This is a genomic window from Rhodoferax sp. WC2427 (assembly GCF_040822085.1).
Lineage (GTDB): Bacteria > Pseudomonadota > Gammaproteobacteria > Burkholderiales > Burkholderiaceae_C > Rhodoferax_B.
The window spans coordinates 245,595-261,280 of sequence record NZ_CP162006.1 but is presented as its reverse complement, the minus strand read 5'-3'; the positions used below and the strand labels follow the sequence as shown (position 1 = coordinate 261,280).

Annotated in this window: 13 protein-coding genes; 2 read left to right on the top strand and 11 right to left on the bottom strand. The window is 65.2% G+C overall.

The window, feature by feature from the left end; translation table 11 throughout:
• Positions 1–65: 65 nt before the first annotated feature.
• The 8 genes from fusA to AB3G31_RS01150 all read right to left on the bottom strand — a co-directional run bounded on the left by fusA (position 66) and on the right by AB3G31_RS01150 (position 7,290).
• Complete coding sequence (gene fusA / locus AB3G31_RS01185; RefSeq protein WP_367848422.1) at positions 66–2,168, bottom strand: elongation factor G; 2,103 nt, start codon at positions 2,166–2,168, stop codon at positions 66–68.
• An 89-nt stretch (positions 2,169–2,257) separates the two neighbouring features.
• A complete protein-coding gene (rpsG, locus tag AB3G31_RS01180) occupies positions 2,258–2,731 on the bottom strand; it encodes a 30S ribosomal protein S7 (protein ID WP_076196149.1) in 474 nt (157 codons plus the stop codon).
• A gap of 151 nt (positions 2,732–2,882) precedes the next feature.
• Positions 2,883–3,260, bottom strand: a complete 378-nt coding sequence (gene rpsL / locus AB3G31_RS01175) for a 30S ribosomal protein S12 (protein ID WP_011466063.1) — start codon at positions 3,258–3,260, stop codon at positions 2,883–2,885.
• 160 nt (positions 3,261–3,420) lie between these two features.
• Positions 3,421–4,578 (bottom strand): D-alanyl-D-alanine carboxypeptidase family protein, encoded by a 1,158-nt coding sequence (locus AB3G31_RS01170; RefSeq protein WP_367848421.1) that lies wholly within the window; start codon positions 4,576–4,578, stop codon positions 3,421–3,423.
• Positions 4,579–4,683: 105 nt separating this feature from the next.
• Positions 4,684–5,310, bottom strand: a complete 627-nt coding sequence (locus tag AB3G31_RS01165) for an alpha/beta hydrolase (protein WP_367848420.1) — start codon at positions 5,308–5,310, stop codon at positions 4,684–4,686.
• A gap of 69 nt (positions 5,311–5,379) precedes the next feature.
• Complete coding sequence (locus AB3G31_RS01160) at positions 5,380–5,739, bottom strand: (2Fe-2S) ferredoxin domain-containing protein (RefSeq protein ID WP_315244483.1); 360 nt, start codon at positions 5,737–5,739, stop codon at positions 5,380–5,382.
• Positions 5,736–6,845, bottom strand: a complete 1,110-nt coding sequence (locus AB3G31_RS01155) for a VanZ family protein (protein WP_367848419.1) — start codon at positions 6,843–6,845, stop codon at positions 5,736–5,738. Before AB3G31_RS01155 ends, AB3G31_RS01160 begins: the two co-directional genes overlap by 4 nt.
• Positions 6,846–6,861: 16 nt before the next feature.
• The gene (locus tag AB3G31_RS01150; protein ID WP_367848418.1) at positions 6,862–7,290 is read right to left on the bottom strand and encodes a CopD family protein; all 429 of its coding nucleotides are present in this window, start codon (positions 7,288–7,290) and stop codon (positions 6,862–6,864) included.
• A 212-nt stretch (positions 7,291–7,502) separates the two neighbouring features.
• Between AB3G31_RS01150 and hemB the strand changes: the two genes are divergently transcribed.
• Together hemB and AB3G31_RS01140 are read left to right on the top strand one after the other, a co-directional pair.
• Positions 7,503–8,504: a porphobilinogen synthase gene (hemB, locus tag AB3G31_RS01145; protein ID WP_367848417.1), complete on the top strand. Its 1,002-nt coding sequence runs from the start codon at positions 7,503–7,505 to the stop codon at positions 8,502–8,504.
• Between the two features lie 62 nt (positions 8,505–8,566).
• The gene (locus AB3G31_RS01140; RefSeq protein WP_367848416.1) at positions 8,567–9,655 is read left to right on the top strand and encodes a magnesium transporter CorA family protein; all 1,089 of its coding nucleotides are present in this window, start codon (positions 8,567–8,569) and stop codon (positions 9,653–9,655) included.
• A gap of 850 nt (positions 9,656–10,505) precedes the next feature.
• Here AB3G31_RS01140 and AB3G31_RS01135 read toward each other — a convergent pair.
• Genes AB3G31_RS01135 through AB3G31_RS01125 form a run of 3 tightly spaced genes read right to left on the bottom strand, consistent with a single transcriptional unit; the run spans position 10,506 to position 15,648 of the window.
• Positions 10,506–11,150, bottom strand: coding sequence for an Hpt domain-containing protein (locus AB3G31_RS01135; protein WP_367848415.1), 645 nt, complete (start codon positions 11,148–11,150; stop codon positions 10,506–10,508).
• Entirely contained in the window at positions 11,147–12,193 is a 1,047-nt protein-coding gene (locus AB3G31_RS01130) for an HD-GYP domain-containing protein (RefSeq protein WP_367848414.1), read from the bottom strand. The genes AB3G31_RS01135 and AB3G31_RS01130 overlap by 4 nt, the downstream gene beginning before the upstream one ends.
• Complete coding sequence (locus AB3G31_RS01125) at positions 12,184–15,648, bottom strand: response regulator (protein ID WP_367848413.1); 3,465 nt, start codon at positions 15,646–15,648, stop codon at positions 12,184–12,186. The genes AB3G31_RS01130 and AB3G31_RS01125 overlap by 10 nt, the downstream gene beginning before the upstream one ends.
• Positions 15,649–15,686 lie beyond the last annotated feature (38 nt).

The window sequence follows — 15,686 nt, the reverse complement described above, 5'->3', positions numbered from 1 at the left end:
CGTGAGAATCGGACCAGGCGGCTTGCGCCACCAGGCCCGTTCTACAAACTTTTTACTTGGCGCCTTTATTTGGCACGACTGGCCATGATGGCTTCGGACACATTACGTGGTGCTTCCGAGTAGTGCTTGAATTCCATCGTGTACGTAGCACGTCCTTGGGACATGGAACGCAGCGTGGTGGAATAACCAAACATTTCCGACAGAGGCACTTCGGCCTTGATGGCCTTGCCGCCACCAACCATGTCTTCCATACCCTGGACCATGCCACGGCGTGAGGACAAGTCGCCCATCACGTTACCGGCGTAGTCTTCAGGCGTTTCCACTTCCACGGCCATCATCGGCTCCAGAATCACTGGGCTGGCCTTGCGGCAGCCTTCCTTGAAACCGAAGATCGCAGCCATCTTGAACGCCAATTCGTTCGAATCGACATCGTGGTACGAACCGAAGTGCAGCGTGACCTTCACGTCGACCACGGGGTAGCCCGCCATCACGCCTTGGGTCACGGCTTCGTTGATGCCCTTTTCGACCGCGGGGATGTATTCGCGAGGAACCACACCGCCCTTGATCGCGTCGATGAACTCAATGCCCTTGCCGGGTTCATTGGGTTCGATCTTCAGCACCACGTGGCCGTACTGGCCCTTACCGCCGGACTGGCGCACGAACTTGCCTTCGGCATCTTCGACAGTCTTGCGGATGGTTTCGCGGTAGGCAACCTGGGGCTTGCCCACGTTGGCTTCCACGCCGAACTCGCGCTTCATGCGGTCGACAATAATTTCCAGATGCAACTCGCCCATACCGGCGATCAGGGTTTGGCCTGATTCTTCGTCGGTCTTGACGCGGAACGAAGGATCTTCCTGGGCCAGGCGCTGCAAAGCGATGCCCATTTTTTCCTGGTCCACCTTGGTCTTGGGTTCCACGGCCTGGGTAATCACAGGCTCAGGGAACACCATGCGCTCCAGCATCACGATGGCCGATGGATCGCACAGGGTTTCGCCCGTGGTCACGTCCTTCAAGCCCACGCAAGCGGCGATGTCACCAGCGCGGATTTCGCTGACTTCTTCGCGGTTGTTGGCGTGCATTTGCACAATACGGCCAATACGCTCTTTCTTGCCGCGGATCGGGTTGTAGACGCTGTCGCCCTTTTGCAGCACGCCGGAATAGACGCGCACAAAGGTCAACTGGCCCACAAACGGGTCGGTCATCAGCTTGAATGCCAGGGCCGAGAACTTTTCGCTGTCGTCGGCTTTACGCACGACGGGCTGTTCGTCTTCGTCGATGCCCTTGACTGGAGGAATGTCCACGGGCGAAGGCATGAATTCGATCACGGCATCCAGCATGCGCTGTACGCCCTTGTTCTTGAACGCCGAGCCGCAGTACATCGGCTGGATTTCGCTGGCGATGGTACGCGTGCGGATGCCCAGCTTGATTTCTTCTTCGGTCAGGTCACCTTCTTCAAGGTACTTGTTCATGAACTCTTCGGATGCTTCTGCAGCCGCTTCGACCATCTTCTCGCGCCATTCCTTGGCCAATTCGACCAATTCAGCGGGGATTTCACGGTAGTCGAACTTCATGCCTTGCGAAGCTTCGTCCCAGATGATGGCTTTCATCTTGATCAGATCGACCACACCGGTGAAGTTTTCTTCAGCACCGATGGGGATCACCATGGGCACAGGGCTGGCCTTCAGGCGCAGCTTCATCTGGTCCACGACCTTGAAGAAGTTGGCACCGGTACGGTCCATCTTGTTCACAAAGGCCAGACGTGGCACTTTGTACTTGTTAGCCTGGCGCCACACGGTTTCGGACTGGGGCTGCACGCCGCCCACAGCGCAGTACACCATGCAGGCACCGTCGAGCACGCGCATCGAGCGCTCGACTTCAATCGTGAAGTCGACGTGGCCGGGGGTGTCAATGATGTTGATGCGGTGCTCTGGCAGGGACTTGTCCATGCCTTTCCAGAAGCAGGTGGTGGCCGCCGAGGTGATCGTGATGCCACGCTCTTGCTCTTGCTCCATCCAGTCCATGGTGGCGGCGCCATCATGCACTTCACCAATCTTGTGGTTCACACCGGTGTAGAAAAGCACGCGCTCGGTGGTGGTGGTCTTGCCCGCGTCGATGTGCGCGGAGATACCAATGTTGCGATAGCGCTCAATAGGGGTATGGCGAGCCATTTTTCTCTTTCGTTAAAGCCACAAGCCCGCCATCCGCCAAAAGGGTGGAGCGGGCTTGCCAGCTTGAGGAGCTAAGTTGAGGACGTTTCTTAGAAACGGAAGTGAGAGAAGGCCTTGTTGGCTTCAGCCATACGGTGGACTTCGTCACGCTTCTTCATGGCACCGCCACGGCCTTCGGTGGCTTCCATTAACTCGTTAGCCAAACGCAGGGACATGGACTTTTCACCACGTTTACGAGCAGCTTCTTTCAACCAACGCATGCTCAGGGCCAAGCGACGCACAGGGCGCACTTCGACCGGAACCTGGTAGTTGGCACCACCCACGCGGCGGGATTTCACTTCCACCATGGGCTTGACGTTGTTGATTGCCAGGGTGAAGGCTTCAACTGGGTCTTTGCCGGGGTTCTTCTTTTCGATGAACTCCAGGGCACCATAAATGATGCGCTCTGCGACCGCTTTTTTGCCGCCTTCCATGATCACGTTCATGAATTTGGACAGCTCAACATTGCCGAACTTAGGATCCGGCAGGATTTCACGTTTAGGGACTTCGCGACGACGTGGCATTTTTTCACCTCTTAATTGCTTCAGTTGGCGTCTTGGCAGACACCGCAAAAACCATTTTGGTTTTTACTTACTCGACCCAAAACACGGGTCACTACGTTGCATCACCGCGCCACGCGGGAGACAACACCTTTTACTACTTGGAAACCAGGGCTTACTTGGCCTTTGGCTTTTTAGCGCCGTACTTGGAACGCGACTGCTTGCGGTCTTTCACGCCTTGCAAGTCGAGTGAGCCGCGCACGATGTGGTAACGCACACCAGGCAAATCCTTGACCCGGCCGCCGCGCACCAGCACGACGCTGTGCTCTTGCAGGTTGTGGCCTTCGCCGCCGATGTAGGAAATGACCTCAAAACCGTTGGTCAGGCGCACTTTGGCAACCTTACGCAGAGCGGAATTGGGCTTTTTAGGCGTCGTGGTGTAGACGCGGGTGCAAACGCCACGGCGTTGCGGAGAATTTTGCATCGCAGGGCTCTTGGACTTGATCGTTTCGACCTCGCGCCCCTGACGTACTAGCTGGTTAATGGTTGGCACTAAAGCCTCCTTGACAAAGAAAACGTCCCTAAACGTTCGAATTTACAAAAACGTGAATCCCTTCGGAAATTTCCGAAAAGCCTTCGAGTATAGCTTTTCGAGGGCGTGCGTGCAAACACTATCGGCATCGACTATGTTTGCAGGCGCTCACTTACCGAAATTACTTGATCCACAAACGGATCGAATCCCAGGCCCGGCCCAGAATGCCGGCTTGCTCCACACCGTCCAGCGCCACCAGGGGCACGGTCAGCAGGGTTTGTTCACCCAACGTCACCTTCAGCGAGCCCACGGCCTGGCCCTTGGTGAACGGTGCCACCAGCGGATCGGGGCGCTGGATCTCGGTTTTCACCTTGGCGGCGTTGCCGGATGGCACGGCCACCACGATCGCGTCGGGGCGGCCCAGCTTCATGGTGGCGTCCTTGCCCTTCCATACATTGGGCGTGGCCACGGCCTGGTTGGCGTCGAACAGCTTCACGCCTTCATAGGCGGTATAGCCCCAGTTCAGCAGCTTTTGCGACTCGTTGAGGCGGGCGTTGTCGCTGGTGGTGCCCAGCACGATGGTCAGCAGGCGGCGGCTGCCGACGTTGGGGAATTCGCGCTTGGCGGTGGCGATCAGGCAGTAGCCTGCCGCGTCGGTGTGGCCGGTTTTCAGGCCATCGACGGTGGGGTCGCGGAACAGCAGGCCGTTGCGGTTGTTTTCGTTGCTGACCGGGGTGCCGGGGTAGTGGTATTTCTTCATGCCGTCGTAGTGCGCGTACTCGGGGAAGTCGTGCATCAAACGGGTGGCCAGAATGCTCAGGTCGCGGGCGGTGGTGGTGTGGCCGGCTTCGGTCAGGCCTTCGGGGTTGCGGTAGCCGGTGGCTTTCATGCCCAGCACCTTGGCCTGCGCGTTCATCATCTCGACAAAGCGCTCGGAGGTGCCGCCCACGCCTTCGGCCAGCGCCATGGTGGCGTCGTTGCCCGACTGGACGATCATGCCCTTGATCAGGTCTTCCACCGGCACCTGCATCTTGGGGTCGATGAACATGCGCGAGCCGGGCATCTTCCAGGCCTTGAGGCTGACCGGCAGGGTCTGCGTCAGGGTGATCTTCTTGCTGCGCAGCGCGTCAAACACCAGGTAGGCGGTCATCAGCTTGGTCAGCGAAGCGGGTTCGACGGCCATGTCGATGTCTTTTTCCAGCAGAACCTGGTTGGCCGTCACGTCCAGCACCATGTAGGACTTGGCGGCGATTTCGGGGCCGGCCACCGACTGGGCGGCGGCGATCAGGGAAAAGGAAGCCAGCACGGGCGCGGCAACAGCCTGTAGGAAATATTTCATGGGAGGGGGGTTCAAATTAGGGGTGATGCAATCACCAGAGCAAGGGGAAAACCCGTGTACGAGCGGCACACGGGCCAGAAAGTTCAGGCAGTGTTCGGCACGCGTTCAGGAACGCAGGTGGCGCAGCACCAGGTTTTTCAACAGCGGCAATTGTCCATGAAAGAAATGGCCGCCTGCTGGTACCACCGTTACCGGCAGTACCTGGGGCCGCGCCCAGTCCATCACCGAGGCCAGCGGCACGGTGTCGTCGAGCTCGCCGTGCACGGCCAAAGTACGGTCGTGGGCCTCCGGCGGCACCGGGGCCACGGTCCAGCGCGACGTGGCCGTGCCCACCAGCACCAATTTTTCAACAGGGCGGCCATCCCACAGCGAGGCCACGGCGTGGCTGGTCACGAAGGCGCCGAAGGAAAAGCCCGCCAGCGCCAGGGGCTGGTCGGCAGGGGCGGCCTGGGCCACCACGGCTAGCAGGTCGTCCAGCTCGCCACGGCCTTCGTCGTGCACGCCCGCGCTGCCACCCACGCCCCGGAAGTTGAAGCGCACCGCGCTCCAGCCCGACTGCACAAAGGCACGGGCGATGGTCTGCACCACCTTGTTGTCCATGGTGCCGCCAAACAGCGGGTGCGGGTGGGCGATGACGGCCACGCCACGCGGCATGCCCTGGGGGTGGTCGATGACGCCTTCGATCGCGCCTGCGGCACCGGCCAAAACCAAACGTTGGGTGGATGCGTTCACGGGGTTACTACCAAATTAATAGCTGCTCACGCTTATGGAATAAGCGCTAGAGGCCTAAAAAGCTTAAATTCAACGACCGAGATGCGCCGGGGTCACCAGGCGTTCCACCACCTGGCCGTTCTTGAGGTGCGACTCGACGATTTCGTCGATATCGCTCTCGTCCACAAAGCTGTACCAGACTGCTTCGGGGTACACCACGGCCACCGGCCCGGCGGCGCAGCGGTCCAGGCAACCGGCCTTGTTGACGCGCACCTGGCCGGGGCCGGACAGGCCGGCCTTCTTCACCAGCGCCTTGCAGCGGTCGAAGCCGGCCTGGGCGTTGTGGTGGGCGCAGCTGTCTTCGCCGTTGGTGCGGTCGTTCAGGCAGAAGAAGATGTGGCGGCCGTAGTAGGACGCAGCGGGTGCATCCGCTTGGGTGGTGTCAGTCATGCGGGTATTTTAGTTTTCCCGGACACGGGCCGGGCGATACGGCCCACCACTACCACCATCGCCGCGTACGGCCACAGCCAGCCCAGCCACTGCACCAGGCCCTGGAAACGGATGAACCGGCCTTGCTCCCAGGTATGCAAAGTTTGCGCAAAGTAGGCACTGGTAGGGGCCTGGTTCAGCACGCTGACGTGCACCGCCAGGGCCAGCAGCACCAGCGGTGCGCAGACGCGGCGCGGCAGCCACACCAGCGCGCCCGCCAACAGCAGCCCGGTCCATAGACCCACGTGCACCGGCAGGCTCAGCCAGTCCAGCGCATGGGTCGGGCCGTAGCTCAACCCGGCCGACAAGGCCGCCGCACCCAGGCCCAGCGCCACCACCAGCGGCGCAAACACCGCCCGCTGCCACACACTGCGCACCACGCAGTAGCCCAGCAAACAGGGAATCAGCACCCCCAGCAGCACGCACAGCAGCTCGGCACTGGGCACCAGCGGCTGCAGCTCCACATCGCGCACCGGCAGCCAGTCGAGAAACGGCGTGTCTTCCAGCGCGTCGGCCAGGGCCGCCTCCAGCCGCTCCAGCACCTGGCCCAGGCCCAGCGGCACGGCCGCCGGGAACAGCAAGGCCACCGGCCACAGCGCCAGCAGCACCAGTTCGCCCCGCGCATCGGCCACAAACCAGCGGGCGCGGAACCGGCTCCAGCGGTCGATCGCGCCAAATCGCTCCAGCAGCGAGGCAGTCACCGCGCCCAGCAAGGCCCCGGCGGTATTCAGCCCCCAATCCACGTTAGACGGCACCCGCACCGGCAAAAAGCTCTGCAGGGTTTCCATGCCCAGCGACAGCAGGCAGGCGGCCAGCGTGGCAGCCAGCACCGGGGCCCGGTCGCGCCGGGTACGCAGTGCACTCAGGGCGAACAAAAAGCCCAGCGGCGCATAGCCCACGATGTTGATGCCCACATCCACCCCGGTCCAGTACTTGGGCAGCGGCGCGGTGATGAAAAACCAGGGCGAAATCCCCTGGTCGCGCCAGCCGTCAAACGGGTACAGGCTGGCATACAGCACCAGCCCCACATACAGCAGCGCGAGGGGCCAGGCGGAAGTCTTGTGCACAGCGCCACCCCGGTGCTCAGAACGGCTTGACCACCACCAGCACCACGATGCCCAGCAGCAGCAGCACCGGCACCTCGTTGAACCAGCGGTACCACACGTGGCCGCGCATGGGCGCCCCGGCGCGGATCTTGCGCAGCAGCACCGCGCAGCCGTGGTGGTAGCCCACCACCAGCAGCACCAGGGCCAATTTGGCGTGCATCCAGGCATTGCCCGGCCCACGGCCAATGCCGTAGCCCAGCCAGAGCCAGGCCCCGAACACCAGCGCGGGCACGGCCAGGATGGTGGTGAAGCGCAGCAGCTTGCCCGCCATCAGCAGCAGCCGCTCCCGCTCGGCCAGCGAGCCGGGCGGCACCATCGCCAGGTTCACAAAAATGCGCGGCAGGTAGAACAGACCAGCGAACCAGCTGGCGATGAAAACGATGTGGAGAGATTTGATCCAGAGCATGCGCAGAGTTTAGGCCCGGCATGCCACGATGCCCGCGCCCAAAAAAATACCCCGACCAACAGGCCGGGGCGGTAAGCCCGCCGGTGTTGCCACCTTGGGGCCCCGCTCAGGGAGGTAAAGCGGGAGGACGGCCAGAGCCGCCCCACGGGCAATTTAGCAAAGCTGCACAAGCGATTCAAGAGGGCTTATGGGGATGGTGCACAATTTTGGGCATGACCACCTTTGCCCCCTACCCCACCGGCCGCCCGCGCCGCCTGCGCCGCACCGCCTTCAGCCGCAACCTGGTGCGCGAGAACACGCTGACCGCGCACGACCTGATCTACCCGGTGTTTGTGCTCGACGGCGAGAACCGCCGCGAAACCGTGGCCTCCATGCCCGGCGTGGAGCGGCTCAGCCTGGACCTGCTGCTGCCGGTGGCGGCCGAGTGCGTGCGGCTGCAGATCCCGGTGATGGCGCTGTTCCCGGTGGTCGACCCGTCGCTGAAGACCTACGGCGGCGAAGAAGCCTTCAACCCCGACGGGCTGATCCCCCGCGTGGTGCGCGCGCTCAAACTTCACTACCCTGAACTCGGCGTGATGACCGATGTGGCGCTCGACCCCTACACCAGCCACGGCCAGGACGGCCTGCCCGATGAGAATGGCTACATCGTCAATGAAAAAACCATCGAGGCCCTGGTGCAGCAGGCGCTGGCCCAGGCCGCCGCGGGCGTGGACATCGTGGCCCCCAGCGACATGATGGACGGGCGCATCGGCGCCATCCGCGCCGCCCTGGAAGCCCACGGCCACATCCACACCCAGATCATGGCCTACAGCGCCAAGTACGCCAGCGCCTTCTACGGCCCGTTCCGCGACGCGGTGGGCTCGGCCGCCAACCTGGGCCAAAGCGACAAGAAAACCTACCAGATGGACCCGGCCAACAGCGACGAAGCCCTGCGCGAAGTGGCCCTGGACATCGCCGAAGGCGCCGACATGGTGATGGTCAAGCCCGGCATGCCCTACCTGGACATCGTGCGCCGGGTGAAAGACGAGTTCCGCGTGCCCACCTTCGCCTACCAGGTCAGCGGCGAATACGCCATGCTCAAGGCCGCCGCCCTGAACGGCTGGCTGGACCACGACCGGGTGGTGCTGGAGAGCCTGGTGGCCTTCAAGCGTGCCGGGGCCGATGGCATCCTGACCTACTTTGCGCTGGACGCCGCCCGGCTACTGCAGTCCTAAAACCATAGCTTCTCACGCTTATTGAATAAGCGCTGGCGGCCTACTTCTTATAAATTCAGCCCATGCGCATTTTCACCATCGTCGGCACCAGCGTGGTGGAAACCAGCACCCTGCCCACGGCCCCCGTGCCGGGCGGCTTTGTCTGGCTGGCCTGCGCGCGCACAGAGTTCGAGGCGCAGCTGGCGCAGATCCAGGCCACACTGCAGCAGCTGTGCGGCCACACCTTGGTCGACCTGCACGTGTCCGACCTGCTGAACAAGCAGCTGCCCTCGCACTACGACTACACCTCGCAGTACGACCTGCTGGTGTTCCGGCGGCTGGCGGCAGGGCAGCCCGATACCGTGCCGAGCCCGACCACCAAGCACAGCGGCCCCCCCATCCTGCGCCGCATCGACACCAGCCCGGTGGGCTTTGCGGTGTCCGACCAGGTGCTGCTCACGGTGCACCCCAGCGACTGCACGGTGCGCGACAACTATGCCGAAAAGCTGCTGGCCGCCACCTCCACCGAGCTGCGGGCCAGCGGCGCGCGCGTGCCCACCAGCCCGGCCGACGTGATGCTGCGCATCGTCAACCTGATGGTCGACGGCTACCTGGACCTGCGCCGCGAGCTCACCCGCCAGCTCGACCACTGGCAAACCGCCCTGCTGCAGCCCGGCGCCCGCTTCAGCAACTGGGCCGCGCTGCTGGACGCACGCCTCACCCTGCACCAGTTGGACGACGTGTGCGAAGAGCAGCGCTCGGCCATCCAGGACTGGATCGAGGCGGTGAAAACCTGGCCCGACACCAACAGCCCCGCCGCCGCCCGCGAGCGCGAGCTGCTGCAGGTGCGCAGCCGCGACGTGCTGGAGCACATCGAGCGCGTGGTGCACCACGTGCGCCGCCTGGAGCAAAGCGTGGAAACCGCCGTACAGATGCATTTCAGCGTGCAGGGCAACCGCGCCAACGACATCATGCTGACCCTGACGGTGCTAACCGCCATCTTCCTGCCCCTGAACCTGATCGCCGGCATCTTCGGCATGAATTTCGAGGTCATCCCCCTGCTGCACCGCCAGGGCGGCTTCTGGTGGGCCATGGGCGCCATGGGCGTGATCGCCATCGGCATGGGGCTGCTGTTCTGGCGCAAGCGGTATTTGAAACGCAGCGGTAGTTGAGCTGAGGGTCGAATCGACTGCCTGCGCTTATTCGGCGGGCGTGAGAAGCTATTTATTGCATAGCATATGGGTATGACATGGTGGGCGCGGGGAGGGGTTTTTGTGGGTAGGTAGGTTGGTCCGCTGGCGGGTGGGGCGCTACGGCGATCCCTGGCCGGGATGTGCGCCCGGCGGCGCAGTAACTTTTCTTTTGCGCAAAAGAAAAGTCACCAAAAGAAAGGCGCCCCCACTGCCAGCGCCCCGTCGCTCTCGCGCCGGGGAACCTGCGGTGCTCGCCACCGATGGGGTCTGGCTAAACTCGCTGCGCTCAAACAACGCCAGCCCTGGTCCATCGCTAGCTGCGCTCCTCGGCGCATTGCAGAGGGGGACCCCGGGGAGCGGGATCGGCCCGGCGAAGCCGGGCATCGCGCCTAGGGCGCGAGCTGGTCGGTGTTGGTGGTTGTGCAATCGATTCGGCTATCGGCTGGCGTGCCGATCCCAGTTTCGTGCCCTAGGCACGATGGGGCGCTGCGCGCCCCCGATCCCGCATTCGGGGTCCCCCTCTGTCGCAGCCGAGGAGCGCAGCTTTGGGCGGAAAAGGGCTGGCGTTGTTTGAGCGCAGCGAGTTTAGCCAGACCCCGCACAAAGTGAGCACCGCAGGTTCCCGCAGCGACAGCGGAGGGCGGAGACAGTGGGGGTGGCCTTTCTTTTGGTGCCTTTTCTTTGGCCACACAAAGAAAAGTTACTGCGCCGCCGGGCGCAACTCCCGGCCAGGGATCGCCGTAGCGCCCTCCCGCCAGCGGACAAACCTACCTACCCACCCACAAAAACCCCTACCCACGCTCACCCAACAAGCACAAGCAGCTCTTATTTACATAGCATCCAGATGCGCCAAACAAAACTCCGTCAGGGCCATGTCCAGCCGCCCGAGGTCGGCGTGCAGGGCCGCTACCTGGGCCTGGTAGGCGGGGGTGGCGCACTGGGCGCTGTCGGTTTCCAGGGCCTGGGCGCGGCGGACCAGGGGGCTGGCGTGGAAGTTGGCGACCAGGCCTTTGAGGGTGTGGGCCATGCGGTGGGCGGTGGCGGCATCACCGGCCTGCGTGGCGGCTTCCAGGGCGGCGAGCTGCTGGGGCCAGTCTTGCATGAACTGCGGGGCGACCACGCCGACGATCCAGGGGTCGGCCTGGGCCAGGGCCTGGGCGTAGTCGAAGGTGTGCGCGGTTTGCGCCTCCAGCGCGGCGCGCAGCTGGGCCGGGTGCACGGGTTTGAACAGCAGCATCTGCACCCCGGCGGCCTGGCAGCGCGCAGCAGTGCCAGGGTGGTCGAAGCTGGCCAGGCCCAGCGCCGGGCGCGCGGGGTGGGCCAGCACGGCGTCGGCACCGCCATCCAGGTCCAGTAGCACCAGGTCGGCCGGACCATCGGCGTGCAGCAGCTGGTGGCCCCAGCCCTGCAGCAGGGTGCGCAGCACGGCATCGTGGCCGGGCGTGGCGTGGCCGCCGACCAGCAGGATCTTCATGCCGTGAGCGCGGGGTCGTCGAGCCGGGCTTTGGTGGCCAGCACGGCATCGAACTGGGCCAGGAAGGCATCCACACAGACAGGGTCGAAATGGCCGCCCGCGCCGTCGCGCAGCAGCTGCAGGGCGCGCTCGACCGGCCAGGCAGCTTTGTAGGGGCGGGCACTGGTGAGCGCGTCAAATACGTCGGCCACGGCCACAATGCGGCCCGCCAGCGGGATCGCCTCGCCCACCAACCCGGCGGGGTAGCCGCTGCCATCGAACTTTTCGTGGTGCGAGATGGCGATGGTGGCGGCCATCTGCATCAGTTTGGAGCGGCCCACCACCAGCGCCTGGTGGCCGATGCGGCTGTGGGTTTTCATGGTCTCGAACTCTTCGGGCGTGAGCTTGCCGGGCTTGAGCAGGATGCTGTCGGGGATGCCGACCTTGCCCACATCGTGCAGGGGCGCGGCATCGAACAACAGCTGCTGCACGTCGGCGGGCAGGCCCAGGTGCTGGGCGATGAGCAGCGAGTAGTGGGCCATGCGCTGGGTGTGCAGGCCGGTTTCGGGGTCGCGGTATTCGGCGATGCGGGAGATGCAGGCGATGGTTTCGCTGTCGCGCAAGCGCAGCTCGGTGGTGGCCTTGGCGACTTCTTCCTGCAGCCACTGGGCGCGGTTGGCCAGCCGGGTCTGGTTGCGGCGCAGGGCCAGCATGTTGCGGGTGCGGGCAAAGAATTCGGTGCGCTCCAGGGGTTTGGCCAAAAAGTCGTTGGCCCCGGCTTCCAGGGCCTGCACGCGCACGGAGCGCTCGTCGCTGGCGGTGACCATCAGCACGGGGATGTCTTCGCGCCCGGGGATGGCGCGGAACTGGCGCACCAGGCTGATGCCGTCCAACTCCGGCATCAGGTAGTCGACCAGCAGCAGGTCGGGCACGGTGGTGTGGCAGAAGGCTAGCGCCTCCAATGGCAGCAGGAAGCTGTGCACCCGGCAGCCGCCCACCTGGTCCATCAGGCGGTTGAGCAGCACCAGGTTGATGTCTACGTCGTCCACGATCACTACGTCCATGCGGCACTCCCTGTTGTGTGGGCCAGGATGGCCGCGCCCAATCGCTCGACCAGGGCCTCCAGCGTGTGCAATTCGGGCTCGGGTGCCCGTGCCTGCTGGGCCAGGGCGGCACCGCCCAGTGCGTCGGCCATGCGGGCCAGTGCATCCAGCCGGACCCGGGCTGCAGCCCCCGGGTGCCCAGCCAACGCCTCGCGCAGGGCGGGCAGTTGCTGTTGCAGGTCGCCCCACAGGCCGGATAGCAGGGGCTCCACCCGCGGCAAGTCGCTTGCATAGTATCGGCCCAGCTGCGCCAAACTGAAGTCTTCCGGCTGCGGCCCGGACAGGCGGGGCGAGCCCGAGCGCAGTCCGCTCCAGCGCTGCAGCGCCGCCCGCAGGGCCGGCACGTCGAAGGGTTTGCTGATGTGGTCGTCCATGCCCGCGGCGATGGCGGTGGCGCGGTCGCCGACCATGGCGTTGGCGGTCAGGGCGATGATGGGCACATCCACATGCCGCTCCCCGGCCTCGCCCGCGCGGATGCGGCGGGTGGCTTCGTAGCCGTCCATTCCGGGCATGTGGCAGTCCATCAGCACCACGTCAAACGGGTGCTGCAACAGCAGGGCCAGGGCTTGCGCGCCGTGCACGGCGGTGTGCACCGTGTGGCCCCATTTGCCCAGCAGGGCCAGCACCAGCCGCAGGTTGGTAGGGTTGTCTTCGACCACCAGCACCCGGGCACCGGGCGTAGCCAGCGCCTGGCCGCCGGGGCTGGGCAGCGGCGGCGCGGCCAGGGGGCCGGGCGGTGCGGCGGCATCCGCGGACAGCAGGGTTTGCATGCAGCGCAGCAACTGCGGGCCCTTGATGGGCTTGGTGAGAAAGGCTGCGAACCCGGCGGCGGTGAGGCGGGCTGCGTCGCCGCGCCGGGCCACCGAGGTGAGCATGACCCGCGGCACCGCGGCCCACAGCGGGTGGGCCTGCATCCAGCGGCCCAGGGCTTCGCCGTCCATGCCGGGCATGCGCATGTCCAGTATCGCCAGGTGCAGCGTGCGGCCTGCCGCGTGCTCGGCGGCCAGGACGCGCTGGGCCTGCAGCCCGTCTTCGGCGGTCACGGTCTGCATGCCCCAGTGGTGCAGCAGCAGCGCCAGCAGGCGGCGGTTGGTGGCGTTGTCGTCCACCACCAGGGCGCGCAGCCCGGCGACCGCGTGCGGGGGACGCTCCACCCCGTCCCCATGCGGCCCCTGCGGCGTGCCCAGCGGCAGCTCGAACCAGAACACCGAGCCCTGGCCCGGCACGCTGCGGGCCCCGATCACGCCCCCCATGCGCTCGACCAGTTGCTTGGCAATGGCCAGGCCCAGCCCGGTGCCGCCGTACTGGCGGGTGGTGGACGCGTCGGCCTGGGTGAAGGGGGTGAACAGCTGGGCCAGTTTGTCGGGGGCGATGCCGATGCCGGTGTCGCGCACCTCAAAGTGCAGCACCACTTCGTGGCCCTGCTCGGTGGCCACGCTCAGGTCGATGGTGACCTCGCCCTGCCGGGTGAACTTGGTGGCGTTGCCCGCCAGGTTCAGCAGCACCTGGCGCAGGCGGCCGGGGTCGCCACGCACGCGCGACGGCACCCGCGGCTGCGCCACCCAGGCACATTCCACCGGCTGGGCGCCGATGCGCAGGGCCACCACGTCGGTCACCTCGTCCATCAGGGTGCGCAGGTTGAAGTCCAGCACCTCCAGCTCCAGCTTGCCGGCTTCGATCTTGGAGTAGTCGAGGATGTCGTTGATGATGCGCAGCAGGGCCTCGCCGCTGCTGCGCACGGTTTCGGCGTATTCGCGCTGCTCGTCGTTGAGCGGGGTGTCCAGCAGCAGGCTGGTCATGCCCAGCACGCCGTTCATGGGGGTGCGGATTTCGTGGCTCATGGTGGCCAGGAAGTCGCTCTTGGCCTTGCTGGCTTCTTCGGCGATCTGCCGCGCCAGCGACGACTCGTACAGGGCCTGCTCGGCCGCCCGCATGCCGCCCTGGGCCAGCAGCGAGCGGATGCCGTAGGCGATGTTGTTGGCTGCCTCGCCCAGCAGGCGCACTTCGTCCTCGGAAAAGCTCTCCAAGGCCATGGAATAGGCGTAAATCGAGCCCCACACCCGGTCGGTGCCGTGCAGCGGCAGGCACAGCATGGAACGCACCCCCAGGCTGCGGGCAGTGCCGGGGCTGGTGAGTACGCGCGGGTCGTTTTGTACGTCGGCCACCAGCACGGGTGCGCCTTCGGCAATGCTGCGGCCCATGGCCCCGAAGTCGGGGGCGGCCGGGTCCCAGCTGTGGCTGAGGTCGAACATGCCTGCAGCCAGGCTGCCGCAGCCCGCCACCAGGATGACGGATTTACGCGCATCCGACTCGGCGCGGCCAATGCAGACGGTCAGGTAGCCGCCGATGTCGACCATCTGGCGGCACACGGCATCCAGCAGTTCCTGCAGCCCGGTGGCCTTGGCCACGGCCAGGTTGGTGGCGCTGGTGAGGGTGAGGGCGCGGTTCAGGCTGCGCAGGTGGGCGTCGGCCTGCCTGCGGGCGGTGGTGTCGCGGGCGACGATGATGACCCCCTCGATGTCGCCCTGGGCGTTGCGCTGGGGCATGTAGCGCGAGGTGGCAAAAAACGGCGGCTTGCCACCGCGCGCGGGCGAGGCAAACTCGAGTTGCCCTTCCAGGCCTGTAGCTAACACCCGCGCCACCAGGGCATCGTGTTGCTGGCGGTCGTCGGCACCCAGCATGCTGACGGCGCTGTCCAGCACATCCACATGGGGGCCCAGCACCGCGCGGTACAGGCGCTGCATGGTCGGGTTCATGTAGACCCGGCGGCCCTGTGCGTCCAGGCACAGGATCATGTCGGTGATGTTTTCGGCCAGGCCGCGGAACTGCTGCTCGCTGTCGGTCAGGCGCTTTTCCAGGGCCTTGCGTTCGGAGATGTCGATGGCCACACCCACCGTACCGCCCTGCCCCGGGCCCAGGTGCACCGGTGTCTTGACGATGTCGAACCACGGCGCGTCGGGTGCGGCGCCTTGCTGCTCCTCGACGCGCAAGGGCTGCCCACTGGCCATCACCTGCGCATCGTCGTCGCGAAACCGCTGGGCCAGCGCCAAGGGCCACAGAGCAAAGTCTGTTTTACCCACGGCGGCACCGGGCTGAGGCAGTTGCAGCCGTTGTGCATACGCCTGGTTGACCAGCAGGTGGGTGCCCTGCGGGTCCTTGAGCCACACCTGGAACGGCAGGCTGTCGAGCACGGTGCGGTGCTGTTGGCACTGCCGCTCCAGGGTTGCCACGGCATCGGCGGCGGGTTGTACCGCTTTGCGCAGCACCCGCCTACCCGCCCAGGACAGCAGCGTCGCCGCCACCACCCCGCCCGCAGCCTGCCATGCGCCCGGCGGCTGCAGCACCCAGCTGGCACCTAGCGTGGCCGCGCACAGGCCCCAGGGGGCCCATTCAAGCTTGCCAATGTCCAACGCCATGCTGCATCCCTAGAGCCTCTGAAGACCGGGCGGTCCAT

Excerpts from the sequence above, each read along its gene's own strand:
- hemB (WP_367848417.1), top strand. The coding sequence starts at position 7,503 with ATGACCACCTTTGCCCCCTACCCCACCGGCCGCCCGCGCCGCCTGCGC.
- AB3G31_RS01135 (WP_367848415.1), bottom strand. The coding sequence starts at position 11,150 with ATGAAGATCCTGCTGGTCGGCGGCCACGCCACGCCCGGCCACGATGCC.
- AB3G31_RS01130 (WP_367848414.1), bottom strand. The coding sequence starts at position 12,193 with ATGGACGTAGTGATCGTGGACGACGTAGACATCAACCTGGTGCTGCTC.
- AB3G31_RS01160 (WP_315244483.1), bottom strand. The coding sequence starts at position 5,739 with ATGACTGACACCACCCAAGCGGATGCACCCGCTGCGTCCTACTACGGC.
- fusA (WP_367848422.1), bottom strand. The coding sequence starts at position 2,168 with ATGGCTCGCCATACCCCTATTGAGCGCTATCGCAACATTGGTATCTCC.
- rpsG (WP_076196149.1), bottom strand. The coding sequence starts at position 2,731 with ATGCCACGTCGTCGCGAAGTCCCTAAACGTGAAATCCTGCCGGATCCT.
- AB3G31_RS01170 (WP_367848421.1), bottom strand. The coding sequence starts at position 4,578 with ATGAAATATTTCCTACAGGCTGTTGCCGCGCCCGTGCTGGCTTCCTTT.
- AB3G31_RS01150 (WP_367848418.1), bottom strand. The coding sequence starts at position 7,290 with ATGCTCTGGATCAAATCTCTCCACATCGTTTTCATCGCCAGCTGGTTC.
- AB3G31_RS01140 (WP_367848416.1), top strand. The coding sequence starts at position 8,567 with ATGCGCATTTTCACCATCGTCGGCACCAGCGTGGTGGAAACCAGCACC.
- AB3G31_RS01125 (WP_367848413.1), bottom strand. The coding sequence starts at position 15,648 with ATGGCGTTGGACATTGGCAAGCTTGAATGGGCCCCCTGGGGCCTGTGC.